This is a genomic window from uncultured Bacillus sp. (assembly GCF_958411575.1).
Taxonomy (GTDB): domain Bacteria; phylum Bacillota; class Bacilli; order Bacillales; family Bacillaceae; genus Bacillus; species Bacillus spizizenii.
Genome location: NZ_CATYRA010000011.1, coordinates 23,965 through 46,094, shown reverse-complemented (window position 1 = coordinate 46,094; position 22,130 = coordinate 23,965). Strand labels below are relative to the sequence as shown.

26 protein-coding genes and 1 pseudogene are annotated in these 22,130 nt (G+C 43.2%); 6 read left to right on the top strand and 21 right to left on the bottom strand.

Annotated features, from left to right (window positions below; translation table 11 throughout):
• Positions 1 to 117: 117 nt before the first annotated feature.
• Together bshC and Q5C82_RS16800 are read right to left on the bottom strand one after the other, a co-directional pair.
• Positions 118 to 1,737, bottom strand: coding sequence for a bacillithiol biosynthesis cysteine-adding enzyme BshC (gene bshC / locus Q5C82_RS16805; RefSeq protein ID WP_003221396.1), 1,620 nt, complete (start codon positions 1,735 to 1,737; stop codon positions 118 to 120).
• Between the two features lie 70 nt (positions 1,738 to 1,807).
• Entirely contained in the window at positions 1,808 to 2,704 is an 897-nt protein-coding gene (locus tag Q5C82_RS16800; RefSeq protein WP_003221394.1) for a 2-dehydropantoate 2-reductase, read from the bottom strand.
• Between the two features lie 159 nt (positions 2,705 to 2,863).
• Here Q5C82_RS16800 and Q5C82_RS16795 point away from each other — a divergent pair, with 159 nt between their 5' ends.
• Positions 2,864 to 3,346, top strand: coding sequence for an N-acetyltransferase (locus Q5C82_RS16795; RefSeq protein ID WP_003221392.1), 483 nt, complete (start codon positions 2,864 to 2,866; stop codon positions 3,344 to 3,346).
• 56 nt (positions 3,347 to 3,402) lie between these two features.
• Here the strand turns inward: Q5C82_RS16795 and gerR are convergent, their stop codons facing one another.
• The 3 genes from gerR to Q5C82_RS16780 form a co-directional block, all read right to left on the bottom strand.
• Complete coding sequence (gerR, locus tag Q5C82_RS16790; protein WP_003221389.1) at positions 3,403 to 3,984, bottom strand: sporulation specific transcriptional regulator GerR; 582 nt, start codon at positions 3,982 to 3,984, stop codon at positions 3,403 to 3,405.
• Positions 3,985 to 4,129: 145 nt separating this feature from the next.
• A complete protein-coding gene (gene rpmF, locus Q5C82_RS16785) occupies positions 4,130 to 4,309 on the bottom strand; it encodes a 50S ribosomal protein L32 (protein ID WP_003154457.1) in 180 nt (59 codons plus the stop codon).
• A gap of 21 nt (positions 4,310 to 4,330) precedes the next feature.
• On the bottom strand, positions 4,331 to 4,849 hold the full coding sequence (locus Q5C82_RS16780; RefSeq protein WP_003221388.1) for a DUF177 domain-containing protein: 519 nt from the start codon (positions 4,847 to 4,849) through the stop codon (positions 4,331 to 4,333).
• Positions 4,850 to 4,876: 27 nt separating this feature from the next.
• Between Q5C82_RS16780 and Q5C82_RS16775 the strand changes: the two are divergent.
• Both Q5C82_RS16775 and Q5C82_RS16770 read left to right on the top strand, forming a co-directional pair.
• Positions 4,877 to 5,062, top strand: a pseudogene (locus tag Q5C82_RS16775) (hypothetical protein).
• Positions 5,059 to 6,306 carry a nucleotidyltransferase gene (locus tag Q5C82_RS16770; RefSeq protein ID WP_003221386.1) on the top strand — a complete coding sequence of 416 codons (1,248 nt, stop codon included), beginning with the start codon at positions 5,059 to 5,061 and terminating at the stop codon, positions 6,304 to 6,306. Before Q5C82_RS16775 ends, Q5C82_RS16770 begins: the two are co-directional and overlap by 4 nt.
• A gap of 16 nt (positions 6,307 to 6,322) precedes the next feature.
• Here the strand turns inward: Q5C82_RS16770 and ddcP are convergent, their stop codons facing one another.
• Together ddcP and Q5C82_RS16760 are read right to left on the bottom strand one after the other, a co-directional pair.
• Positions 6,323 to 7,348, bottom strand: coding sequence for a protease DdcP (gene ddcP, locus Q5C82_RS16765; protein WP_003221384.1), 1,026 nt, complete (start codon positions 7,346 to 7,348; stop codon positions 6,323 to 6,325).
• A gap of 1 nt (position 7,349) precedes the next feature.
• A complete protein-coding gene (locus Q5C82_RS16760) occupies positions 7,350 to 8,132 on the bottom strand; it encodes a patatin family protein (RefSeq protein WP_003221382.1) in 783 nt (260 codons plus the stop codon).
• A gap of 180 nt (positions 8,133 to 8,312) precedes the next feature.
• Here Q5C82_RS16760 and spoVV point away from each other — a divergent pair, with 180 nt between their 5' ends.
• A complete protein-coding gene (gene spoVV, locus Q5C82_RS16755; RefSeq protein WP_013307974.1) occupies positions 8,313 to 9,539 on the top strand; it encodes a dipicolinic acid transporter SpoVV in 1,227 nt (408 codons plus the stop codon).
• A gap of 10 nt (positions 9,540 to 9,549) precedes the next feature.
• Here spoVV and coaD read toward each other — a convergent pair whose 3' ends face one another.
• The 8 genes from coaD to Q5C82_RS16715 all read right to left on the bottom strand — a co-directional run bounded on the left by coaD (position 9,550) and on the right by Q5C82_RS16715 (position 14,292).
• Positions 9,550 to 10,035, bottom strand: a complete 486-nt coding sequence (gene coaD, locus Q5C82_RS16750) for a pantetheine-phosphate adenylyltransferase (RefSeq protein WP_003221378.1) — start codon at positions 10,033 to 10,035, stop codon at positions 9,550 to 9,552.
• A gap of 4 nt (positions 10,036 to 10,039) precedes the next feature.
• The gene (rsmD, locus tag Q5C82_RS16745; RefSeq protein WP_003221375.1) at positions 10,040 to 10,594 is read right to left on the bottom strand and encodes a 16S rRNA (guanine(966)-N(2))-methyltransferase RsmD; all 555 of its coding nucleotides are present in this window, start codon (positions 10,592 to 10,594) and stop codon (positions 10,040 to 10,042) included.
• Between the two features lie 319 nt (positions 10,595 to 10,913).
• Positions 10,914 to 11,186 carry a YlbG family protein gene (locus Q5C82_RS16740; protein ID WP_003221373.1) on the bottom strand — a complete coding sequence of 91 codons (273 nt, stop codon included), beginning with the start codon at positions 11,184 to 11,186 and terminating at the stop codon, positions 10,914 to 10,916.
• 54 nt (positions 11,187 to 11,240) lie between these two features.
• Positions 11,241 to 11,690 (bottom strand): regulatory iron-sulfur-containing complex subunit RicF, encoded by a 450-nt coding sequence (gene ricF / locus Q5C82_RS16735; RefSeq protein WP_003221370.1) that lies wholly within the window; start codon positions 11,688 to 11,690, stop codon positions 11,241 to 11,243.
• A gap of 119 nt (positions 11,691 to 11,809) precedes the next feature.
• On the bottom strand, positions 11,810 to 12,049 hold the full coding sequence (locus Q5C82_RS16730) for a YlbE-like family protein (RefSeq protein WP_003221368.1): 240 nt from the start codon (positions 12,047 to 12,049) through the stop codon (positions 11,810 to 11,812).
• 14 nt (positions 12,050 to 12,063) lie between these two features.
• Positions 12,064 to 12,462, bottom strand: coding sequence for a YlbD family protein (locus Q5C82_RS16725; RefSeq protein WP_003221366.1), 399 nt, complete (start codon positions 12,460 to 12,462; stop codon positions 12,064 to 12,066).
• 258 nt (positions 12,463 to 12,720) lie between these two features.
• Positions 12,721 to 13,761, bottom strand: coding sequence for a CAP domain-containing protein (locus Q5C82_RS16720; RefSeq protein WP_003221364.1), 1,041 nt, complete (start codon positions 13,759 to 13,761; stop codon positions 12,721 to 12,723).
• A gap of 84 nt (positions 13,762 to 13,845) precedes the next feature.
• Positions 13,846 to 14,292, bottom strand: a complete 447-nt coding sequence (locus Q5C82_RS16715; protein ID WP_003221362.1) for a CBS domain-containing protein — start codon at positions 14,290 to 14,292, stop codon at positions 13,846 to 13,848.
• A 139-nt stretch (positions 14,293 to 14,431) separates the two neighbouring features.
• Between Q5C82_RS16715 and Q5C82_RS16710 the strand changes: the two genes are divergently transcribed.
• On the top strand, positions 14,432 to 14,794 hold the full coding sequence (locus Q5C82_RS16710) for a YugN family protein (protein WP_014113688.1): 363 nt from the start codon (positions 14,432 to 14,434) through the stop codon (positions 14,792 to 14,794).
• Positions 14,795 to 14,825: 31 nt separating this feature from the next.
• On the opposite strand, the gene ctaG is transcribed toward Q5C82_RS16710, so the two are convergent.
• The 6 genes from ctaG to cyoE all read right to left on the bottom strand — a co-directional run bounded on the left by ctaG (position 14,826) and on the right by cyoE (position 20,833).
• Entirely contained in the window at positions 14,826 to 15,719 is an 894-nt protein-coding gene (gene ctaG, locus Q5C82_RS16705) for a cytochrome c oxidase assembly factor CtaG (RefSeq protein WP_003221358.1), read from the bottom strand.
• Between the two features lie 26 nt (positions 15,720 to 15,745).
• Positions 15,746 to 16,078 (bottom strand): cytochrome c oxidase subunit IVB, encoded by a 333-nt coding sequence (ctaF, locus tag Q5C82_RS16700; RefSeq protein ID WP_003221356.1) that lies wholly within the window; start codon positions 16,076 to 16,078, stop codon positions 15,746 to 15,748.
• 2 nt (positions 16,079 to 16,080) lie between these two features.
• The gene (gene ctaE, locus Q5C82_RS16695) at positions 16,081 to 16,704 is read right to left on the bottom strand and encodes a cytochrome c oxidase subunit III (protein ID WP_003221354.1); all 624 of its coding nucleotides are present in this window, start codon (positions 16,702 to 16,704) and stop codon (positions 16,081 to 16,083) included.
• Entirely contained in the window at positions 16,704 to 18,572 is a 1,869-nt protein-coding gene (gene ctaD, locus Q5C82_RS16690; RefSeq protein ID WP_003221352.1) for a cytochrome c oxidase subunit I, read from the bottom strand. Before ctaD ends, ctaE begins: the two co-directional genes overlap by 1 nt.
• Positions 18,573 to 18,604: 32 nt before the next feature.
• Complete coding sequence (gene coxB, locus Q5C82_RS16685) at positions 18,605 to 19,675, bottom strand: cytochrome c oxidase subunit II (RefSeq protein WP_003221350.1); 1,071 nt, start codon at positions 19,673 to 19,675, stop codon at positions 18,605 to 18,607.
• Between the two features lie 240 nt (positions 19,676 to 19,915).
• A complete protein-coding gene (gene cyoE / locus Q5C82_RS16680; RefSeq protein ID WP_003221348.1) occupies positions 19,916 to 20,833 on the bottom strand; it encodes a heme o synthase in 918 nt (305 codons plus the stop codon).
• A 354-nt stretch (positions 20,834 to 21,187) separates the two neighbouring features.
• On the opposite strand from cyoE, the gene ctaA reads away from it, so the two are divergent.
• Positions 21,188 to 22,108 (top strand): heme A synthase CtaA, encoded by a 921-nt coding sequence (gene ctaA / locus Q5C82_RS16675; RefSeq protein ID WP_003221345.1) that lies wholly within the window; start codon positions 21,188 to 21,190, stop codon positions 22,106 to 22,108.
• Positions 22,109 to 22,130 lie beyond the last annotated feature (22 nt).

Here is a 22,130-nt window from a genome sequence, read left to right as displayed (position 1 = left end):
GCCCCACTTTCTCTCCTTAACTCACCACTATCCACCACTTCTCTCCACAACTTCATTTTACACTGTTTACCCATAAAAAAAAACCCTGAACTATTCAGGGTTCTTTAAAACTTTATTTCAAAGTTTGACAACTTGATGTTGATTTTGAAAAGAAAATGGCAGATTCTTGAATGATGTGAAGAATTTTGGACCGTACCTGTTCAAATAATACATAATATTCCAAATGCGTTCTTGCGGCGCAAGCAGCGGTTTAATGCTATTTTGAATTCTCTCATAATCCTTCAGGACGTAGCCTTCTTTTTCTTCAATTCGCTTCGTTACAGTACGCTCTAAGAACTGAAGCTGATCCTGAATAAAGGCGGCATTTTTCATGAGTAAAGGTTCCATGCTTTGATCAACCTTTAACGCCTCCTGCCGGACCGTTTTGTGAATCGCTTCAATTTGGCTTTTCGCCTGATCCATCACTGCGGTAAACTCTTCCGGAATCTGGCGCTCAAAGTATGTCTCTCTTTGATTCTCCGTTCCGCGTTCAATCGCGTCTTGTAATGAGATATTCCGTTCAAGCAGTTTTTTCTCAATATGCCGTTCAAGTATCGTAATGTTCAGCCTTGGCATAACAGGAGGCATTTTAAACCCCATCACCGCAAAGGCCTGTTTGAGCTCACCCCAATAGTTGATTTCTCCGGGCCCTGCAATAAATGCTAAAGTCGGAATGAGGTATTCCTGCATTAACGGCCTCGTCACAACATTATTGCTGAAGCGCTCAGGATGTTCTTCCATATGTGTATAAAGCTCATCCATCGTCCATCCGAGATCAAGCTCATTGACGACAAAACGGCCGTTGTCTTTTTCAATTAAAAAACGCTCTTCTTCATATTCATAAAACAGATTCGCCTGCTCTTTTCCGGACTCGATAATCGGCTTGTAGCCTGCTTCACGCATGAAGGCCTGCTGATCTGAAACCGCGCGGGCGAGTTCATCATTTTCCCGAAGAATCTTTTGGAACATGGCCGTTTCCAGCTTTTTAATCCCTGGATCTCCAGAATTCAATAAAACTAAACCCTCCTCTTGGAACAGATCCGCAATCAGCAGTTCAAAGAAGTCAGTGAATGTAACAGATTCCCTTAAACATCGTTTTACATTGTCGAGAAGTGCATTCGTGTGGTCAGTTTCCTCAAAAGCGGCAAATACATCATCTATCCACGCGACACATTTTTCCTGATCAAGCGATGTGCTCGCTGCCGAAGATTTCTTCCAATAAGACTGAGGCAGCTTTTTTTTCACAGGCCCGTTCTCTTCAGATGTATGAACAAAATTAATCTCATCCAAATCGTGGTCTTCTCCGGCCACCCAGAAGACCGGTATGACAGGCACTTGCAGTTGTTTTTCTTGTTCCTTTGCTAACACAATGATTGAAATGATTTTATGTATCGTGTAAAGCGGTCCTGTTAAAAGTCCGGCCTGCTGTCCGCCGACAACAGCGACACTTGACGGGTCCTTCAGCTTCTCAATAGCAGACTGCATGACGCTTGAACCGAATTTGTTATGGTAAGAGGATAAGTACGCCGCCAATTCCTCTCTTGCGAAAAACCGGGAGGATAAGTCTTTCAGTCTTTCGCGCCACATGTCCTTATGATGAATGCTGTAATCAAAAAAAGAAGACATTTCTTCTTTGCCATCTATATAGTGCTGTACAAACACATTCTGATTTTTGATGGAAAGTTCAGTTAGCTGCATCTTCTAGAACTTCCTTTCTCCAATAAATAGTTAGTTATCCGAAATGAGTATAGCATGTTACAGAAAAAGCTCAAAAGACTTTGTTTGTATTTCGCTCCAAAGCTTTAATGCTGCCGTATAAAAACTCCAGATGGACGGCATCAAGGCCGTGAAGGCTTGCTTCCTTCAATAAATATCCGATAATGGCATCAGCTTCTGTCTGCCGGCCTTCAATGACGTCAACCAGCATAGAAGAGCGATTTTCTTTCGTTTGCCCACAAACAGTCCGAACCCGCTCCCAAGCCTCTGCTTCGTTTTCAAGCCTTAAAATGCGGCACGCCTCCTGAAAAACCAGTTTCATAAAAGCCAGATAAGCTGGCGTTGTCAGCAGTTCTCCATTTTTCACCTGCAATAACGCGGTTAACGGATTGATACAAGCATTTACAATCAGCTTGCCCGTCAGCAGGCGGTACCAATCCGTCTCATAACGAATTGGAAAATCCGAGTGGTTATGCTGAAGCAAGATGTTCAGCCGATCTGGTTCAGCATCGCCGAACGCGCTCCATTTTATCGCACCTAAACCAGTATGATCAACAGCTGTATCTGATTTTCTTACAGCTCCGTGCTCAACGATACCAACATAAATGGAATGTTCAACGCGCCAGTCTTTTAGGTCGTGGATATGTCCCATGCCGTTTTGCAAAAATAATATGTTCGTTTTCCCGATCCGTTCAAGCAACGGAAAAACAGACTGAAGCTGATGCTGCTTCACTGTTACGACAAGAAGATCAAAATCCGAATTGATACTCGTGTCCGCACTGCAATCAGCGCTGAATTCTTCGCCGCCTTTATAAAGCCGGATCCCTTCAGACTGAATGGCCGCAGCCTGTTCTTTCCGCCTTGTCACAACAGTCACCTCGTGATGAAGTGACAAATAATAGGCGCATAAAAGACCGACGGAACCTCCGCCGATAATTCCAATTTTCATGATGTCACACCCAATTTAGCTTTTACGTATTATCATAGCAGAAGTACGAAGAAATTACTTCTCAAAGACTTCGTGTGCTTAAAATTAAAGTTTAAATATTTGGATTTTTTAAATAAAGCGTTTACAATATATATAGAAACAACAAAGGGGGAGATTGGTTTGGTAAAGGTAGAACGTCTGCTCAACAACTATAAAACACTTGAAGAATTCAAGAAATTCAAAGAATACGGCATTCAGGAGCTTTCAATGCTTGAAGATCTTCAAGATAATATTATTGAAAATGACAGCACCTCGCCTTTTTACGGGATTTATTTCGGAGATAAGCTTGTAGCGCGAATGAGTCTATATCAAGTTAACGGCAAATCGAATCCTTATTTCGACAACCGCCAGGATTACTTGGAGCTGTGGAAGCTTGAGGTTCTTCCGGGCTACCAGAACAGAGGATATGGGACAGCGTTGGTTGAATTCGCTAAATCATTCAAAATGCCAATTCGGACAAATCCGCGAATGAAATCAGCGGAATTTTGGAGTAAAATGAACTTTGAAACTGTTAAATATGATATGGCGCGGGACAAAGGGGAAAACCCGCTCATCTGGCATCCCGATATGGATCATGAAATGACACCCGGAGAGTCTGCATAGAAATAAAAACAACCGGCCTATTCTTACTCTAGGGCCGGTTCATTTCAGGCGTTTCATTACGTTTCTTGAGCCGCTTTTTTCATTCTTCCGTCTTCTTTGGAAACAACCATTTTTCTGGCCCGATCCATGATATCGATCAATGCCTTGTAATCCTCTTCTGTCATCTCTAGCTGGTTCCTCAATGTTTGATTTTCACTCCGTAAATCCTCAAGCTCTTTTTGCAGCGATTGGATTTGCTCCTTCAATTTTTCCCTTTCGAGCTGAAATTCTTGTGCAGACGGCGCTTCTTTGAATTGTTCGAGAAATTGAATCACATCCTGAATGGACAAATCTCGTTTTCCTTCTGACGCTGCCGCGGCACTCTGCTTGACGGAATTCGGCATATTGACCGAATGAACGCCGATTTGCTTTCTCAGTTCTTTCCTCTGCTTTTTCGCAAGTTCTATGCCTGACTGGTATTGTTTTCTCACATACGAGTTCCACCTGAAACCACAGGCTGCCGCGGTTCTGGTCAGCGCCCTCCCAACCTCCTCAAAGGCGGAAAGCTGTGTTCCTCCCTCTCGAATATGACGAAGCACCACTTCTGCCAGCAGCAAATCCTCATCCTGAGTCCAAGCATCTTGTCTTGTAATGGTCAAATTCAATCTCCCTCCATGTCAGCTTATTTATCTCATACATATGCCGGTAATAGATTAGATAGACTATTTGCACTCACAAATTTTCCGCAAGCTGGCAGGGAGAGAAAAAGAAAAAGCGCAGGGCTTTCACCCTGCGCTTTTCTTATTAGTTACTTTTTACATTTATGTCTTTGCCGTTGTATGATCCGCATGCTTTGCATACACGGTGAGACAATTTCATCTCTCCGCATGACGGACATTCTGTCATACCAGGTACATTAAGTTTGAAATGTGTACGGCGCAATCTTTTCTTCATTTTAGAAGTTCTTCTAAAAGGTACAGCCATTATTCCCACCTCCTTAAAGAGTTAAGATTCATCATCTTGTTTTAAGAGCTTTTCTAGGGCTGCAAGTCTAGGATCAACTTGATTCTTCTTGTCTTCCTCCGAAATGACTTGCCAGTCCTTTCCTTCTTGAGGAGCAGCTCCTTTTTCTTGTTCAGATTCACAAAAGATTTGCATAGGGATTTCTAAAAGAATTTCTTCTTTCACGATCGGAGTTAAGTCGATAGTATCGTCCTCAACAATGTGAACGTCATCATCTTCTATATCATCCGTCTGATGAAATATAAACAGTTCTTTTGTTGAAATTTCAAATGGATACGGAACATCAACGAGTGTTCTTGAGCATGGCAAAATCATTTCGCCTGAAATTGTAAAATCAAACGAAACCTGTTTGGATTTGATATCCGCTCTGCCCTTCACCCGAACGGGAGAAATGCGGCGAATGTCAGAATTCAGCTTTGTCAGCTCATTTAACTCAACTGTTTCATCAAACTCAAAACTTTGTTTCGGCATTTGATGCAGCTGATAAATCGTCCATTTCATTTGTATCACCTCATGAAAGCAACAAACATGATTATAGCTTTTAAGATTGTTTTTGTCAATATTTTTTCTTTACAGCATAATGCTGCCATTCAAGTATCGTTGACAGCGGAATAGGCGATGCATACACTTAAAATAAAAATAAGACGTAAGAGTTTTCATTTGCAAATGTACCATACGTTTTTAAACATAGCAAGAAAGGCGGAAAAAATATGAAAGCTGTCGGATTGGTGGTTGAATATAATCCCTTTCATAACGGTCACCTTTATCATGCCCAAACAGCAAAGCGGCAAACCGGATGCGACACGGCTGTCGCGGTAATGAGCGGACATTTTTTACAGCGCGGAGAACCGGCTGTAGTATCAAAATGGGCCCGAACAAAAATGGCGCTGCAAAACGGAGTCGATCTTGTCATTGAGCTGCCATATCTTTATTCGGTGCAAAAAGCGGAGATATTTGCACGCGGCAGTGTTTCCATCCTGAACAAACTAGGATGCGAAGCGCTGTTTTTCGGGAGTGAAAATGGTGATATTGAGCCGTTTTTAGAAACAGCAAAGCTTATTGATGAGCATAAACATACATTTGATCAGCGTATTAAAGAAGAACTTAAAAAGGGTGCCAATTATCCAGCCGCAGCAGCTATCGCATTCAGCTCCATTTTACATACCGAAAGTACACTTGATTTGTCAAAACCAAATAACATTCTGGGATACCATTATGTGACTTCTATTCTTTCCGGGGGATATTCGATGAAACCTTGTACTACAGCACGCATCTCCTCGGACTATCATGATGCCGACCTTCCTGAAGGCGAAAACCATATCGCAAGTGCCACAAGCATCAGAAAAGCGATGATTGAACAGAATCTTGATGCCTGCCTTCGTTTTCTTCCTGCTGCATCTGCACGTGAATTAGCACATTACCGCAAATCTTTCGGACTGTGGCATACATCTGAAAGCTATTTTTCTTACCTGAAATACAGCCTTTCAACTGTAACAGCACAGGAATTACAGCAAGTATACGAGGTGGAGGAAGGCTTAGAGCACAGAATTCTACGTTCGATCAGAAAAGCCAGCTCCTATCAGGAATTTATGGAGCTGCTGAAAACAAAACGTTATACGTGGACAAGACTCCAGCGGATGAACACACACATTTTAACCAGAACGAAGAAACAGGATATGCACAAGCTGCTTAAAGACGAAGAAGTGCCTTATATCAGGCTTCTCGGCATGACAAAAAAAGGACAGGCTTATTTATCGGAAAAGAAAAAAGCGCTGTCTGTTCCGCTTGTCAGCAAACTGTCCTCATTCTCCCATCCAGCTCTCGACCTGGACATAAAAGCAAGCAGAATCTACAGCCTGCCGATAGAAGAGCCGCTGAGAACTGAGTTTGACCTGCAAGAATACGGACATGCACCGATTCGATATGACGAGGATGAACAACGTTTTTTAAATATATAGAAAAAGCACCTGAGTATCAGGTGCTTTTCGCTTTCAGCTTATTCAAATAACCAATCGCATCCTGCATCGTATCAACAGGCACAATCTTCATATCAGAATCAATATCTTTCGCTGTTTTTACTGCGTTTTTATAATCGGAATTGCTGGCGCCGTTTTGATTTGGCGCGAAGAAAATGTCTTTTCCGGCTTTGTCTGCGGCGACGACTTTTTGATCAATGCCGCCGATCGGGCCTACTTTTCCGTCAACATCAATCGTACCTGTTCCCGCAATATCGTAGCCTTTTGTTTCATCTGTTTTTGTCAGCTGATTATAGATTTCAAGTGACATCATTAACCCTGCTGACGGGCCGCCGATATTTTCGATTTCAAAATCAATATCAGGTTCCACTTTGACGTTTCTGTCCGTATAGAGCGAAACTCCGATTCCTGCCCGATCCGGCTCATCAGGAAATTGTTTTAACGTAAGGGTGACACGCTTTACTTTTTCTTCTCTTTCGATTTTTAACGTGACTTTATCTCCCGCTTTTTTGCTGCTGATATAATCAATCAGCTTTTCAGCAGACTGATAGTTTTTGCCGTCTGCACTGATGATTTTATCACCTACTTCTATTTTCCCTTTTGCAGGCATGTTTTCTACAACCGAGCTTGCGTATATGCCGTTAAAGGAATAGCTGACTTTTTTTCCTGCCTGTTGATAGGCCGCTATAACCGCGTTTTCTTGCGAGCTTTGCATCATTTGGAGCTGCCTTTTCATATACTCCTTATCTGATTCACCTTCTTCCTTGATGCTCTCATCAGGAACAATTTCATAATAAGGGTGCATCTTTGCCCACACATATGTAAACGGATTAGCCGGTCCTACTTTGACAGTCATTAAGGACAGACTCCCTGTTTCCGGGTAGCCTCCCTCCACTTTTATTAGTGAAGCAAGTTCTGTTGCTTCTCCCGGTTTTGTAATATAGTATGGAAGTTTTATAAATGATAAAACGGCAATCAGAATGAGGATGACAAGCATCCAGCTAAAATGTTTTTTACGTAGCAAATTATGAGCCCTCCCAATTCTCTATTTCTTTTCTTATCTTGCTGATCATTCGGTTTGTCGCCTCCTCGCCTGCCGATATCATTGCTTCAATATTGGCAAACGAGCTTGAGCTGTATGTTTCAAGAGAAGGGCGAATCATGATATCTGCGGCGATCGTTTGATGTCGCACCAATTCATTTTGCAATATATCCATACTTTGCATAATCACATCAAAAATATGCGCCGCTGTTTCGGTTTTTCGAACCCTGGAGACATCCGAGGCGATGATGATATCAGCCCCCATGTCTTTTACAACAGAAACCGGAATTCGGTCGACGACCGCGCCGTCTACAAGAAGCCGTCCGTCCAGCCTCTGCGGAATAAAAATACCCGGTATGCTGATGCTGGCCCGCACCGCATCTGACACTGATCCTTTGCGGAACACAATCTTTTCTCCCGTCTGTAAATCACACGCAACAATGCCCAGCGGGATTTGAAGCTCTTCGATTGGTTTTCCGAATGTATAAGCATGCACAAGCTGCCTGACGCGGTCACCTTTTAAAAAACCGAGTCTCGGCATCGTATAATCAGCATAAAGCCGCCGCTTAAAGGCTTTGGCGACTTTTTTCATCGTTGCCACATCATGGCCGGCGGCATAGAAACTGCCCACCAAAGCGCCCATGCTGCTCCCCGCAATCATATCTACTTCAATTTGGTGCTTATGTAAACTGGAAAGCACACCGAGATGAGCGAGCCCTCTGGCCCCTCCCGATCCTAACGCTAACCCGATTTTAGGTTTGGCCAACGCGTTAACCTCCTGCCTGAATTCCCTGTATATCGAATTCTATGGTCTAAACTGAACCCCTATGCTCGTATATTAGTACAAAGAATCAAGAGGACAGGTACTGCTTGGCCGTTTCGTGTCATACATTATTTTATCATGATATACATGTCATTGGGCATTTTTAGCATCGGGGAGGTAAGAATGAACTTGTCGAAGATTAATACACTTTTGATTGCTTCGTTTTTTCTTTTTTTAACAGCGACTGTTATCTCACATCCGCAGGCCTCATTCGAAGCCTCTAAAACCGGGCTTTCTATGTGGTGGGAGGTTGTGTTTCCGTCATTGCTGCCATTTTTTATTCTGTCTGAACTTCTAATCGGTTTTGGCATCGTGCGGTTTGTCGGTGTTTTGCTTGAGCCTTTTATGCGGCCAATCTTTCGGGTGCCTGGTGTTGGCGGCTTCGTTCTTGCTATGGGAATGGCATCAGGAAACCCAGCAGGAGCAAAACTCACTGCCCGTCTGCGGCAGGAAAAACAGATTTCAAGAGTAGAAGCAGAACGGCTTGCGTCGTTTACCAATTCTTCAAACCCGCTCTTTATTTTCGGCGCTGTTGCCGTCGGTTTCTTTCAAAACGCGTCATTGGGCATTTTATTGGCTTCTGCACACTATTTGGGGAATCTGGCTGTCGGTTTAACGATGCGTTCCTATGGCCGCAAGGAAGAGCAGCATCTCAGAGGGAAGAAAACAATACCTTTTCCTTCGATTAAAGATGCTTTACACGCTCTGCATACCGCCAGACTCGCGGAAAAACGACCTCTGGGCAAGATTTTAGGAGACGCCGTGACCTCTTCTGTTCAAACGCTTCTTATGGTGGGTGGCTTTATTATTTTATTTTCTGTCTTTAACCGGCTGTTGTCTGTGGTGCAGCTGACTGATATTCTATCTGTTATCACAAAAGGCGTGCTGACCTTGTTTCAGCTTCCGGCACAATTGGACATCCCCCTTTTATCAGGGATGTTTGAAATCACATTAGGAAGCAAGCTTGTCAGTGAGACAGATGTTTCTCTTCTGCAAAAAGCCATTGTCGTCAGCTTTATTCTCGGGTTTAGCGGCTTTTCCGTTCAAGCTCAGGTGGCAGGTATTTTATCGGAAACGGATATCAGATTTAAACCATTCTTTATCGCACGATTGCTGCAGGGCGTTTATGCCGCCGTCTTCGTCATGCTCTTATGGAAACCGCTTTACACGGCATGGCATGATCCGTATCAGTATGTATTTAAATCTCTTAATAGCAGCGAGTTGCCAACTGCATTTATAAACGGCTGGAATCTGCTTGTGCAGATTGGACCTGCTGTCACATTATTCGCGCTGTTTACGTACATTATCATTTTTTCTTACAGACTGACAAACGGAACAAAAAAAGGATGAGTCAAAAACCTCATCCTTGTCTGAATTTTTGCTGAAGCGCCAGCTCTACTTCAGGCGGCACAAACTCTGATACCGATCCATTGTATCTAGCCACTTCTTTTACGATGCTTGAACTTAAAAACGAATACTGATTGTTTGTCATCATAAAAAACGTCTCAATGGATTCATCAAGCACACGGTTTACGGATGTCCCCTGCATCTCGTATTCAAAATCTGATACCGCTCTCAAGCCTCTTAAAATCGCTTTCGCCTTTTTTCTTTTTGCATAATCAATTAACAGTCCTTGCGACGTTTCAACTGTTATGTTCGGAATGTCTTTTGTCACTTCTCTCAGAAGCTCACACCGCTCTTCCACGCTGAACAAAGGCTTTTTCGAAGAATTATTCAGCACACATACATACACTTGTTCAAAAATATGCGCCCCGCGTCTGATGATGTCCAGATGCCCGTAGGTCACCGGATCAAAACTGCCGGGACAGACAGCTATACTCGCCACATCACTACCCCCTCTTTTTATAAATCGCTACACCTGTAAGTCCATAGGTTTCTTTTCTTGTCATCAAAAGATCTCCTACGGTTTCGGGAAGCTCGACCTCTCTGTCATGCTCAGCAACGATAAAGCCGTCTTCTTCCAGCATTTGATATTCATCGATCAAAGTTAAAAGCGCTTTTAGCTTTTGTTCCTTATACGGAGGATCAAGAAAAATTCCGCGAAAGCCTGTTTCTCTTTTTGCAGCAGCGTGCAAAGCCCGTTCCGCATCATTCCGGTATACCTGAGCATTTTTTGTAAGCTCAAGCGTTTTTAAATTTGATTTTACCGTTTGAATCGCTTTAAAATCACGGTCAACGAATATACAATGCTCAAACCCACGTGAAAGCGCTTCGATTCCAAGACCTCCGCTCCCTGCGAATAAGTCAAGTCCCCTGCCCCCTTCAAAATAAGGGCCGATCATATTGAATATGGATTCCTTCACTTTGTCGGTTGTCGGTCTTGTTGATGTTCCCGGCACAGCCTTTAGTGAACGGCCTTTTTTTGATCCAGAAATTACTCTCATGTTCCACACCACTTTTTCTAAAAGCTATTTTGTTTCTCGGCCAGACGCCGCTATGTACATAGAAAAAAATCAATCCTATCTTAACATAAAGCATTCTTTCAAACAATGAACGCTAATCTTGATAAACAGGTGTATAGGCAGACTGATCCTTGTCCATACTATAAGCAACAGCATCTAGAGGATGTTGTTGCCAACCGCGGAGAAGACTTACGTTTCCCCATAAGTTCTTCCTCCGGTTTCTCCTCTCCCTTTGCCTTCTCCTTAACATGTTAAGGAATAGAAGGACCCCGCAGAAGTCTGCGGGGATTTTTTTATACAGCTATATGCCGATTTTATAATCGTATTCTTTTGCTTTATCAAGCTTTGACTCGAATTCCAATTTTAAAAACGGTTTATAAGAAGGCTCTACTTTTTTCACAAAAGAGTAAGACGCAATCTTGTCCATTGTTTTTTCAATTTGGTCCATATCGCAATACAGCACGACATATTTTAAGCGTTTTGATACATAGTGCACATTTCCGAACTTCCTCAGCATTTTGCTTTGCTTTAGGGAATGCAGATACACAATCATGCCCTGGCGCCTATTCTCCAATACAATCACCTGCCTGATTTTTCTTATATGTAAAAGACGAGACGGCCAGTCTCGTCAGGACACTTTGCATCCGCAGCTTCCTCCTGAACCGCAGCCGCCTCCGCATGAAGACAAACCGTCAAAATAAGGGTTCCCAGTCGGAACTTTAACATGCTCCGAAACAGCAGTCCCAATCTCGACGCTAACCTCATCAAGAATAGACTGGAGCTCATTTTCAGCTCTCTTGAAGTCAGCCACCTTATCATTCAGGTCCAGCTCCCGCTTGATCTCCCTCATTTTCCGGGATATTTCTCTATAGTCAGGATGATATTTGCCAAAACGCTGCACATCCTCATACTGCTCTTTTATTTTGATAAAAGAACGAATAATCCGCCCTGCCTCTTCATCTTCTTGGAGACGCTTGTAACAATTGCGGTAGTTCTCAGCCGTCTCCGACTGCAGAATCATCTCGGCAAGCTGCTGAGCTTCACTTTGAAGCCGCACGGATTCCATCGTCGCATACATAGCACGCACCTCCAGTTGTTAGTTTACCACGAAACCAGCCAATTGGAAAATGCTTAACCGCAGCCCGAAAACAATCTCCCTGCATTTACAGCATGAAAAAAGACCCTCTTTCGGGCCTTTTAATCTTTTGTCCGCATCGCTTGAAACATTTGCATCATCATTTGCGCCATTTGAATCCCGTTCGTAAATTGGTTCACCCGGTGCGGTATGGTTTTTTCATAAAAGTTCATCATCTCAAGCTGAAAGGAGGACAGATCATCCGGTTTTCTCGAAAGTCTGCGGTACCATATCGGCTGTTCTCTGATGAATCGTTTCCGTTCTTCGTTTGCTGAAATAAATTCCTGAACCTCTTTGCGCATATGAGCTCCCCTTTTTAATCCTTTCGAAAAGAAAAAGGATGCTGTCCAGAGCCTGGCTGAGATTGTTTCTGGCCGCTCCCGGAAAATGTATTAAGAAGACTTTGCAACGATGAGATCGACTGGCTCATTTTATTGATTTGTTCGTTCATTTGATTGACATCCATCTTTTTCACCGCAGTCACCATTTTAGAGACAAAATCATTTTTTTGCTCTGTTTCAGGCACAGCTTTCGCAGCTTCTTCCGGTTCCCGATACGGATCCCAAATCGGGTCGCTCTCCCCGAAGAGGACCCAATTTTCATATACGTCCTGCCAGCTTCTTTGTTCTTTGCGTACTTCTTTTATCAGCTTGGGATGCTTTTTGACGAATTGTTTAAAGTCATTGATTGAATGATTGGCATGTTGATTCGCCACAATCCTCACCCCCTCCGAAAATCGATACCTACTACAATGTATCGTTTTGTCAGGCATTGTGTTCGCCTATATTCTTTCCCGAATAAATTTTCAGCTTTGCCCCATACACTCGCGAAAAAGACTTATTGAATGGGAATCTGCCTTCACATCACATTTATCCCGCTGCAGCTCTTATGCATACAACGACACATGCATTCAGATCATTAAGCTTTTGTAAAAATTAAAAAAGCCGTGGAACCATTCGTCCGCGGCTTTTCATTACCATTGCTTAATAAAATTTTGAGTGTAATATTTTCGGTCTACTCCGACACCGAGATGCGTATAATCTGAATTCAGAAGCGCTTTTCGATGGCCCTCACTATTCAGCCAGCCTTCTACAGCAGCCGGGCCGTCCACATAATTATATGCAATATTTTCTCCCGCTTGCTGAAAGTCAACATTCCCTTTTTCTAAGCGGTCTTTCAGCGTGCCGTATTTTTTAGAGACATGGGAGAAATAATTATTTTCCTTCATGTCCTGGCTATGTCCAAAGGCCACTTCCGCCGTCGGCTGATCCCACTCAAGCTTCGCAAGCCCATGTTTGACTCGTATGACATTCGTCAAATCAAGTATTTGCTTTTCGCTCGTCGTTTGGATCTTTTTCCACTTATCATCTGAAACAGCTTCCGGTTTCATTAATTCACCGCGGTACACAACCTCATATGGTCTTTGTTTTACAAAGGTTTGCGCATCAAACGCCCTGATGCTCGATAGCTTCCCCTCAAATTTGTCCATATACAGCTGGACATACATCTTTCCTACCTTAACAGTCGGCCTGGTATTGATATCCTCTTCAGAAAACTCAAACCGATAGGAATTTCCTTTATACTCTACATTCACAAACGGTGCCACCTGGGTCGTCTTGAATACTTCTCCGGTTGTTTCACCAATTTTAAAAGGCTTCGCGTTAATATCATTCCCAGTAGCAAATAATGTGACCACTTTATTGTTCAATACCCCGATTTGGACATACTGGTCCTTTCCTTGATTGTACACCCACCAATCGTAATCATAAGCTGAAGGGTCAATGCGTTCAGGTTCCCCAAGCTTTTTCATTACGTCATCGGCGGACTTGCCCATAAAGGATAATAATCCTGAAGTCGGCATATGTATTCGTTTGCCGCTTTGCGCTTCCTCGTTAGACACTTGGGGCTCGCTGTCATTTGATTTTTTTTCAGGAACAGATCCATATTGAATAAACAGAACATATGTTCCGCAGATAATCAAGAGGATAACCATCGCTCTCAAAATATTTTTCAATCTATCACCCCCGTGGCGAATCACAATGTCTTGCCTTACATCCCATTACAATACAGCCTATTTAACATGTCAAAGATTTATGTGTTAATGAAAAAAACCTTCTTCTCTATTATCACCCTCGGAAATATCCGATAAGGCGCTGCCGGCACGTTCATTCGTTTGCTCAGATAAAGAAAGATCACCAAGCGTGACAATTCCAGTCAGCTTTTTGTTTTTTGTAACAGGTATCCTTCTGAGCTGATGGGATGCCATCAAATGAAGAACCTCATCGACTGAAGCATCTTCCTCTACGCTGACAGGTTTTTCGGTCATCGCGTCAGTGATTTTTTGCGAGTTTGGTTTTTTTATGGCGATTCCTCTTAACACGAGATCACGGTCGGTCACGATGCCGACCAGTGTTTCTCCATCCTCATCAACTACCGGAATCGCCCCTACATTCGCGTCTTTCATCTTTACCGCAGCTTCATATACATTATCTAATACCGTGCAATATTGCAAGTCGGCTGTCATCAGATCTTTTATTTTTGTCATCCGTATAACCTCCTTTAGTCTAGTGCTATTGTCGTCAAAATTTAATTTTTGCATACTTTCAAAAGAAGAAGATTCATTGAAAGTTTAACGCTTTCATACTATGATTGTCAGGAAAGGTAATTTTTATAAGGAGGGGTCAGTGTTGAAGTTTACTGAAAGCGGACTTGAAGGGGTAAAGGCTGAGCTCAGCTGGCTAGACGACTTAATGGAAAGCAAAGGCCTCGTCAGAGCGGGTCAATGGGATTACGAAAGAGTCACCTATGACAAGAAGTTTTCGACGATTGAGGGTACGTTTTACCTGCGGATACAGGGCATTGCAGCAGAGGGCGATGTTGGAAGCGGCCGTGCCGTGATTCAATTAATGTCCCCTCTCTTAGGCAAGCATTACTACCCGCACGGAGTAGAATATGGAGAAACAGAAGAGTTTCCCGTACAGGTTGTGACAAAAAGCAAGGCACTAATTCAGGACATATCCGACATGTTAAAAACGGTTCAAATGTAATGAAAAGGTACAGCATTTTACGCTGTACCTTTTATGATATCGTTTGCTGAATATACGGCGGCTCCTCCTGCCCGTCCTTTTCCCTTTCTTTCTTCACCCATTGGAAAAAAACAATCGCCAAAAAAGTACCGTACACAATTTCCTGAATGATTTTCATCATAACTGCTCCGAGCTGCTGATCTTCTAACAAAGGCAGTGTATTGAACATCTCCGGTCCTGTTAATGGAACCTGCCCCATCATATCGGCAGGTACACAAAGCTTCATAGCCTCAGCCCACGCAGACGGATCTGTATAGGTGGCATATAACGGCGCGCCGCTGAACATGATCAGCGCGCAAGCAGGCGTAAGCAGCATACCGTCCGCCATAATATATCCCAGCTTCATCAAGCCGCTGAGCTGCCGAAGACGCTCGACCTTATGAACAAGCGGCCACCACATCAAAAACGCAAGCACAAAGATAACCCAAGTCATTAATGTATGATATAACGAATCTGTTTTGACAGTATCAAATATAAGCGGAACATGATATAAAGAAAAAATGCCGTTAAACAAAAGCAAAGCAATTAAAGGCTTCGTGAAAAATGAAAAAACCGGTTTAATGGCAGGCCTGAAAATGACTTTCTCCCAGAGCCATGCAGGAATTCCCGCGATCAATAGCGGCGGAACGACCAAATACAGGACAGCCATCTGCACCATATGGGCGCTGAACATAATGTGTCCGAGCAGGTCAACCGGGCTTCCCTCGGCTGCATATAAAAACAGCATTGCCGATAGAAAGCACACCATCTCTTTACCCGTTATTCGATTTGGCTTTGAAGACATTCGCCTGTAAAAATAGAGATAAAGTACTGTAATGCCCAACAGGATACAAAAAAGATAAGGGCTCCACATCGCGCGAAACCCAAACACGTCTAACTGATTCATCTCTTCACCTCCGGCGGCTGTTCAAATTACCACCATATAATTGTGACAAACGCAAGCACAGTGATGAACGCGACAAACATGCCTGAATACAAAAACATTGCCGGCGCCTCATGCCCTTTTTGATTCATATGCATGAAATAATACAGCTGGAAGATGACTTGAATTGCAGCAAGCAAAATAATGAAAGGAATCGTAAACCAGCTGCCTACACCGTCTGTTGCCACTGTCAGAAATGCAACAATCGTAAGACCGATCATTAAACCAAAAGACAGAACCTGATATTTCATCTCCTGAGCGTGCTTCTTTTTCTTAAATTCAAGGTCGCTGTTGATATGCCCTCTGTTTTTTTTACCGACCATGTTTATCCCACCATCCCCATTAAATATACAACGGTAAAGATGAAGACCCACACGACATCAATAAAGTGCCAATAAAGACTGGCAACATAAAACTTAGGCGCCGTATATAGGTTCAGTCCCCTCTTGGCATTACGGATCATCAGCGTGCTGATCCACATAAGCCCAAATGCCACGTGAGCGCCGTGTGTACCGACAAGCGTGTAAAACGCGGAACCGAGCGCAGAGCTTGTGATCGTAAAACCAAACTCATGGGTGTAATGCTTAAACTCATAGATTTCCAGTCCTAAAAAGCCAGCCCCCAATAAAATCGTAATTCCCAGCCAAAGCTGCATTTTGCCGAAAGAAAAGTTCTTCATGTGGTACATCGCGTACACACTTGTTAAACTGCTTGTTAATAGCAGCATTGTGGCAATAAACACAAGTGTTACATCGAACATTTCCGTCGTAGGCGGATCACCGGCATTTGAATTCCGGAGCGCAAGAAACGTTGCGAAGAGAGACGCGAACAAAACTGTCTCTCCCCCAAGAAAAAGCCAAAAGCCTAAAAATTTATTTTTCCCTTCCAGTGTTACTTTTTCGGGAGAAGCTGGAAAGGTTTCTGCGGTGAATTTTTCTTCAATTTGCATTATGCCTTCACCCCTTTATCATCGTTCGGCAGTTCCTCTTTATGAATATGATAGCCGTGATCATCAATTACTGAACGAAGCAGCATCGTAATAAATGTGATGCCGAGTCCGATAAAGATCACCGGCAGCCCCCAAGCATGATCGGTTCTGTACAGCAGCCCGAACGCTGCGACAAAGAGGCCGAAGGAAATAATGAACGGCAGGATTGAGCCGTTTGGCATATGAATATCATCAACCGGTTCAGCCGGTGTCATTGATTTGTGTCCTGCCTGCTTCTCGATCCAAAACGGATCAAGCCCTCTGACAAAAGGAAGCTGTTTAAAGTTATACTCAGGCGGCGGTGAAGAAACGGTCCATTCAAGGGTACGTCCGTCCTGCCATGGATCAGCTCCGACATATTCGCCTTTTACTGATGTCCAAATGACATTGACCAGCAGAAGAATAACAGCTGCCGCCATAAAAAACGCCCCGATTGTACTGATCAAGTTGCCTGTTTCAAGACCCTGGCCTGGCAAAAACGTATAAACCCGGCGCGGCATCCCCATTAAACCGACAAAATGCTGAATGAAAAACGTGAGGTGAAAGCCGATAAAAAACAATACAAATGAAATTTTCCCCATCTTCTCATGCAGAATTTTACCGAACATTTTCGGCCACCAGAAATGAACACCGGCTAAAAGGCCGAATACCACGCCGCCAATAATGACATAGTGAAAGTGCGCCACCACAAAATACGTATCATGGAACTGATAATCAGCAGCTGCTGCTGCCAGCATGACACCCGTCACACCGCCGAGAACAAAGGACGGAATAAATGAGACGGCGTACAGCATTGCTGTCGTATACTTCACATTTCCTCCCCAGATCGTCAAAAGCCAGTTAAAAATCTTAATCCCGGTCGGTATCGCGATAGCCATTGTGGCAACCGCAAAAATCGCATTTGCAATCGGGCCGAGACCTGTCGTAAACATATGGTGCACCCAAACCATAAAGCCCAGAAAGCCAATGAGCACGATGGCAAAAACCATTGATGAATACCCAAACAAACGCTTTCTGGCAAACACAGGGATGACCTCTGAAAAAATACCGAATGCAGGCAAAATTAAGATATAAACCTCCGGATGGCCAAAGATCCAAAATAAATGTTCCCAAATGACCGTATTTCCGCCAAGCTCCGGATTAAAGAAATTGGTGCCGAACAGCCGGTCCAGCATCATCAGAGCCAATCCGACCGTAAGCGGAGGAAATGCGAACAAAATCAATGCCGAGGCTACAAATGTCGTCCATGTGAACAAAGGCAGCCTCATGTAAGTCATGCCTGGAGCTCTCATGTTGATAATCGTGGCCAAAAAGTTAATCCCGGCTATCAGCGTTCCGAGCCCCGATATTTGCAGTCCGAGGACGAAAAAGTCTATGCCGTGCCCTTGAGAATGAAGCGAAAGTGAGGCGTATGACGTCCAGCCCGCGTCTGGCGCTCCGCCCAAAAACCAGCTTAGATTTAAGAAAATGCCCCCGAAAAAGAAGAGCCAAAAACCGAGCGAGTTTAAAAATGGAAACGAAACGTCACGAGCCCCAATCTGCAAGGGAACGACCGCATTCATCAAAGCAAATAAAAGCGGCATCGCAGCCAGAAAGATCATTGTCGTCCCGTGCATTGTCATTACTTCATTGTACGCTTGTGCACTGAGAAAAGCGTTTTCCGGTTTTGCAAGCTGAATTCTGATAAACATCGCTTCAATTCCACCGACAAGAAAGAAGAATCCCCCGGCGATTAAGTAAAGAATTGCGATTTTTTTATGGTCCACCGTCGTCAAATAATCCCAAAGTATAGATCCGCGCGTCCGTTTTTCTGTAAGCGCATTCAACATATGTGACCTCCCCCAATATCTCCCTTTCTTCCCTACTTGCTTTCCGTTTTTAAGCCTTTTAAGTATTCATAAAGCGCATCTGTTTCACTGTCTGAGAGCTTCGGATAGGTTCCTGTCATTTTGTTACCCGGTTTTACGCTCTCAGGATCCTTCAGCCAAGCTTTCACATTTTCTTCGTTGGCGTCTTTCACCCCTGCCACTTTTGCCCTTTCACCGAAGGTCGCCAAATTAGGGGCCGTTCTCGCTGCTTCTGCACGCTTATCATTCGGCTCTACTGCATGGCAGCTCAGACAGTTCTTCTCTTTAAACAGTTCTTCGCCCTGCTTAGCCAAATCGCTCTCTGTTGTAGACTTATAGTTTTTCATTTCTTTTGTCCAGCCCTGGAATTCTTTTGCAGACAACGTCTTTACCTTAAAATCCATCAGCGCGTGTGAAGGGCCGCAAAGCTCTGCACACTTTCCAAAAAACATATCTCCTGCCTCTTTGCTTCGTTTTGAATCAAATGTCAGGAAAAACTTATTTTCATTATCCGTATTCGTATCAAGTTTTCCTCCTACAGAAGGAATCCAGAAGGAATGTTTTACATCTGAAGCTTTTAAATTAAAATACACACGCTGGTCTGTCGGCACAATCAGCTCCTGGCTTGTGATAATGCCGTAATCAGGATATTCAAATTCCCACCAATATAAATTTGCCCGGACATTGACTACAAGCGCATCCTCGGCTTTTCGACCTTTCTTATCCATTGGTGATGTATCCGCAAGCTCAAGCGTATATAATACGACAGGGATCACAAGAATAATGAGCAGCAAAATCGGGATCACGGTCCATGTGATTTCTAAAATTTTGTTCCCCTCTACCTGTTTCGGTATCGTGTTCTCACCGACCCGTGATCTTCTGAATCTCACAATTACATAAAAGAAGATAACAGATACTACTGCAACAACAACCACCATAATCAATGTGCTGAGCACTGTCAGGTCAAACTGTTTATCAGCCACCTCGCCAGCAGGCTTGAGCGTGGATAAAAAAGGTTTTCCACATCCGCTTAATAGAAGCGGCACTAAGGCTAATAATAAAATAAGACGCCAATGCTTTACCATTTCACCCAACCCCTTTTCTGGTCAATACAAAGGCGGAAAGCAGATTCAAAATCTATCGCAATCCAGCCTATCACCAATAAAGCACTTACATTTCCTCTTCTCTTAAATTATGAGTTTTTTTACTCAAAATGCCATCTATGTATAAAAGTAAAGCCGCCTGATTAAACAAGAGGTCAAGGCGGCATTTACTAGTTGTCATCGTTTATTTTGAAGTAATAAAACAAGCAACGTATCTATTTTTTAGAAAAGAGTTAAGACAACCATGGCAACGAAATAGATTGTCATGTAGTTAAGCGAGTAAACGAACATCTGCGTTGCCCACTTCATGATATTCTTGGAGCGAAAGCCCATTAAGCCGAGAATCAGCCAGCCAATATTTAACAGCAAGCCGAGGATGACAATCGGAAGGCCAAGGCTTCCAAGGAAAAACGGAAGCGGCATCAGGCACGCAACCCACACAATAATTTGTCTTTTTGTCACTTCAAATCCGTATACGACAGGAAGCATCGGAATATTTGCAGCTCTGTAATCCTCCGTTTTCTTAATAGCCAATGCTAAGAAATGAGGAATCTGCCAAATAAATAAAATCATGAATAATACCCATGCTACGACACCGATATTTCCTTCCACTGCCGTCCATCCAATAAGCGGCGGTACTGCACCGGAAACACTTCCTACTACTGTGTTAATCGTATAGCGGCGTTTCGTCCACATTGTGTACAATACAACATACGTAAAGACTCCGATAAAACCAATAACAGCAGCCATAACAGTTGTCATCAGCAGCATGATCAATCCTAAAGCAACCAGCAAAATTCCAGACCATAACGCCTGATTCGGCTGAATTTTACCCGTGACCGTCGGTCTTACTTTCGTACGCTCCATAACATGGTCAATATCCCGGTCATACCAGTTATTGATCGCGCATGAGCCCGCAATAATCAGAGAAGATCCGATTAATGTAAGAAGAACGGTGTTTATATTGCCTAAAAAACTCAAACCGGAAATATGCAGTGCAAGCCACATTCCAGTGAAAGTCGTGATGAGATTAGAATTCACGATCCCTATTTTAATAAGGGACAGAAAATCTTTCCACGCCGTTGTTTCTTCAATTTGTCCGTCTATAGCTGTATCATTTAAGATTCTGGAGTTAGCCATAACGTAAACCTCCCTTACAAACCTAACGCAGGAGAATAAAAAAACCTGCAACTCTATCATACAAGATAACATCTTGTAAAAAAACATCCTATTAAATATTAAACGACAAACCGGAATTTATTTGTGAACTTTTTATGAATTTTATCAAAGATGAAGGCAATCACCAAATCGGCAGTGCGTTTACCTTATTTCTATCAGACCCAGCATGAATAATCAAGTGTACATTTTCCGGAAGCCGTCATTCTATTATATTTTTGTGAACAAAAGGCTCTAAGAATTGCCACAAAACACATATTCGCTTACACTTGGAACGTATATAAAATTGCAGCAGTATGTTGAGAAGGTGAATATTGTATGAATAAAGCATTAAAAGCTCTCGGTGTTCTGACAACATTTGTCATGCTTATTGTTTTAATCGGGGGAGCTCTCGTTACAAAAACAGGTTCCGGCCAAGGCTGCGGCAGACAGTGGCCGCTGTGTCACGGCCGTTTTTTCCCTGAAATGAATCCGGCTTCAATTATTGAATGGAGCCACCGATTCGCAAGCGGGATCTCTATTATCCTTGTGTTAAGCCTTGCGTTTTGGTCATGGAGAAAAATCACGCCGATTTTCCGTGAAACAACGTTTCTCGCGATCATGTCTATTATCTTTTTATTTTTACAGGCACTGCTTGGCGCATTGGCTGTCGTATTCGGTTCAAACGCGTTGATTATGGCGCTTCACTTTGGCATCTCATTGATTTCTTTTGCTTCAGTGCTCATTTTGACATTGCTCATATTTGAAGCAGATAAATCAGTTAGAAAACTGGTTAAGCCGCTTCAAATCGGCAAAAAAATGCAATTTCACATGATAGGGATTTTAATATATTCCTATATCGTTGTGTATACAGGCGCATATGTAAGACATACTGAATCAAGTCTGGCATGTCCTGATGTGCCGCTATGCAGTCCGCTGAACAATGGACTTCCGACTCAATTCCATGAATGGGTGCAAATGGGCCATAGAGCAGCAGCCTTGCTGTTGTTTGTATGGATTATTGTGGCCGCTGTTCATGCTATTACTTCCTATAAAGATCAAAAGCAGATCTTTTGGGGATGGATCTCATGTCTTATTTTTATTACATTACAGGCGCTGTCCGGTATTATGATCGTATACTCTGAAATGGCTCTGGGCTTTGCACTTGCCCACTCGTTCTTTATTGCCTGCCTGTTCGGCATTCTATGCTACTTCTTATTATTGATTACACGCTTCCGTTATGAATCAAAACAATCATAATAACTCTAGACCAAAGCTTTCT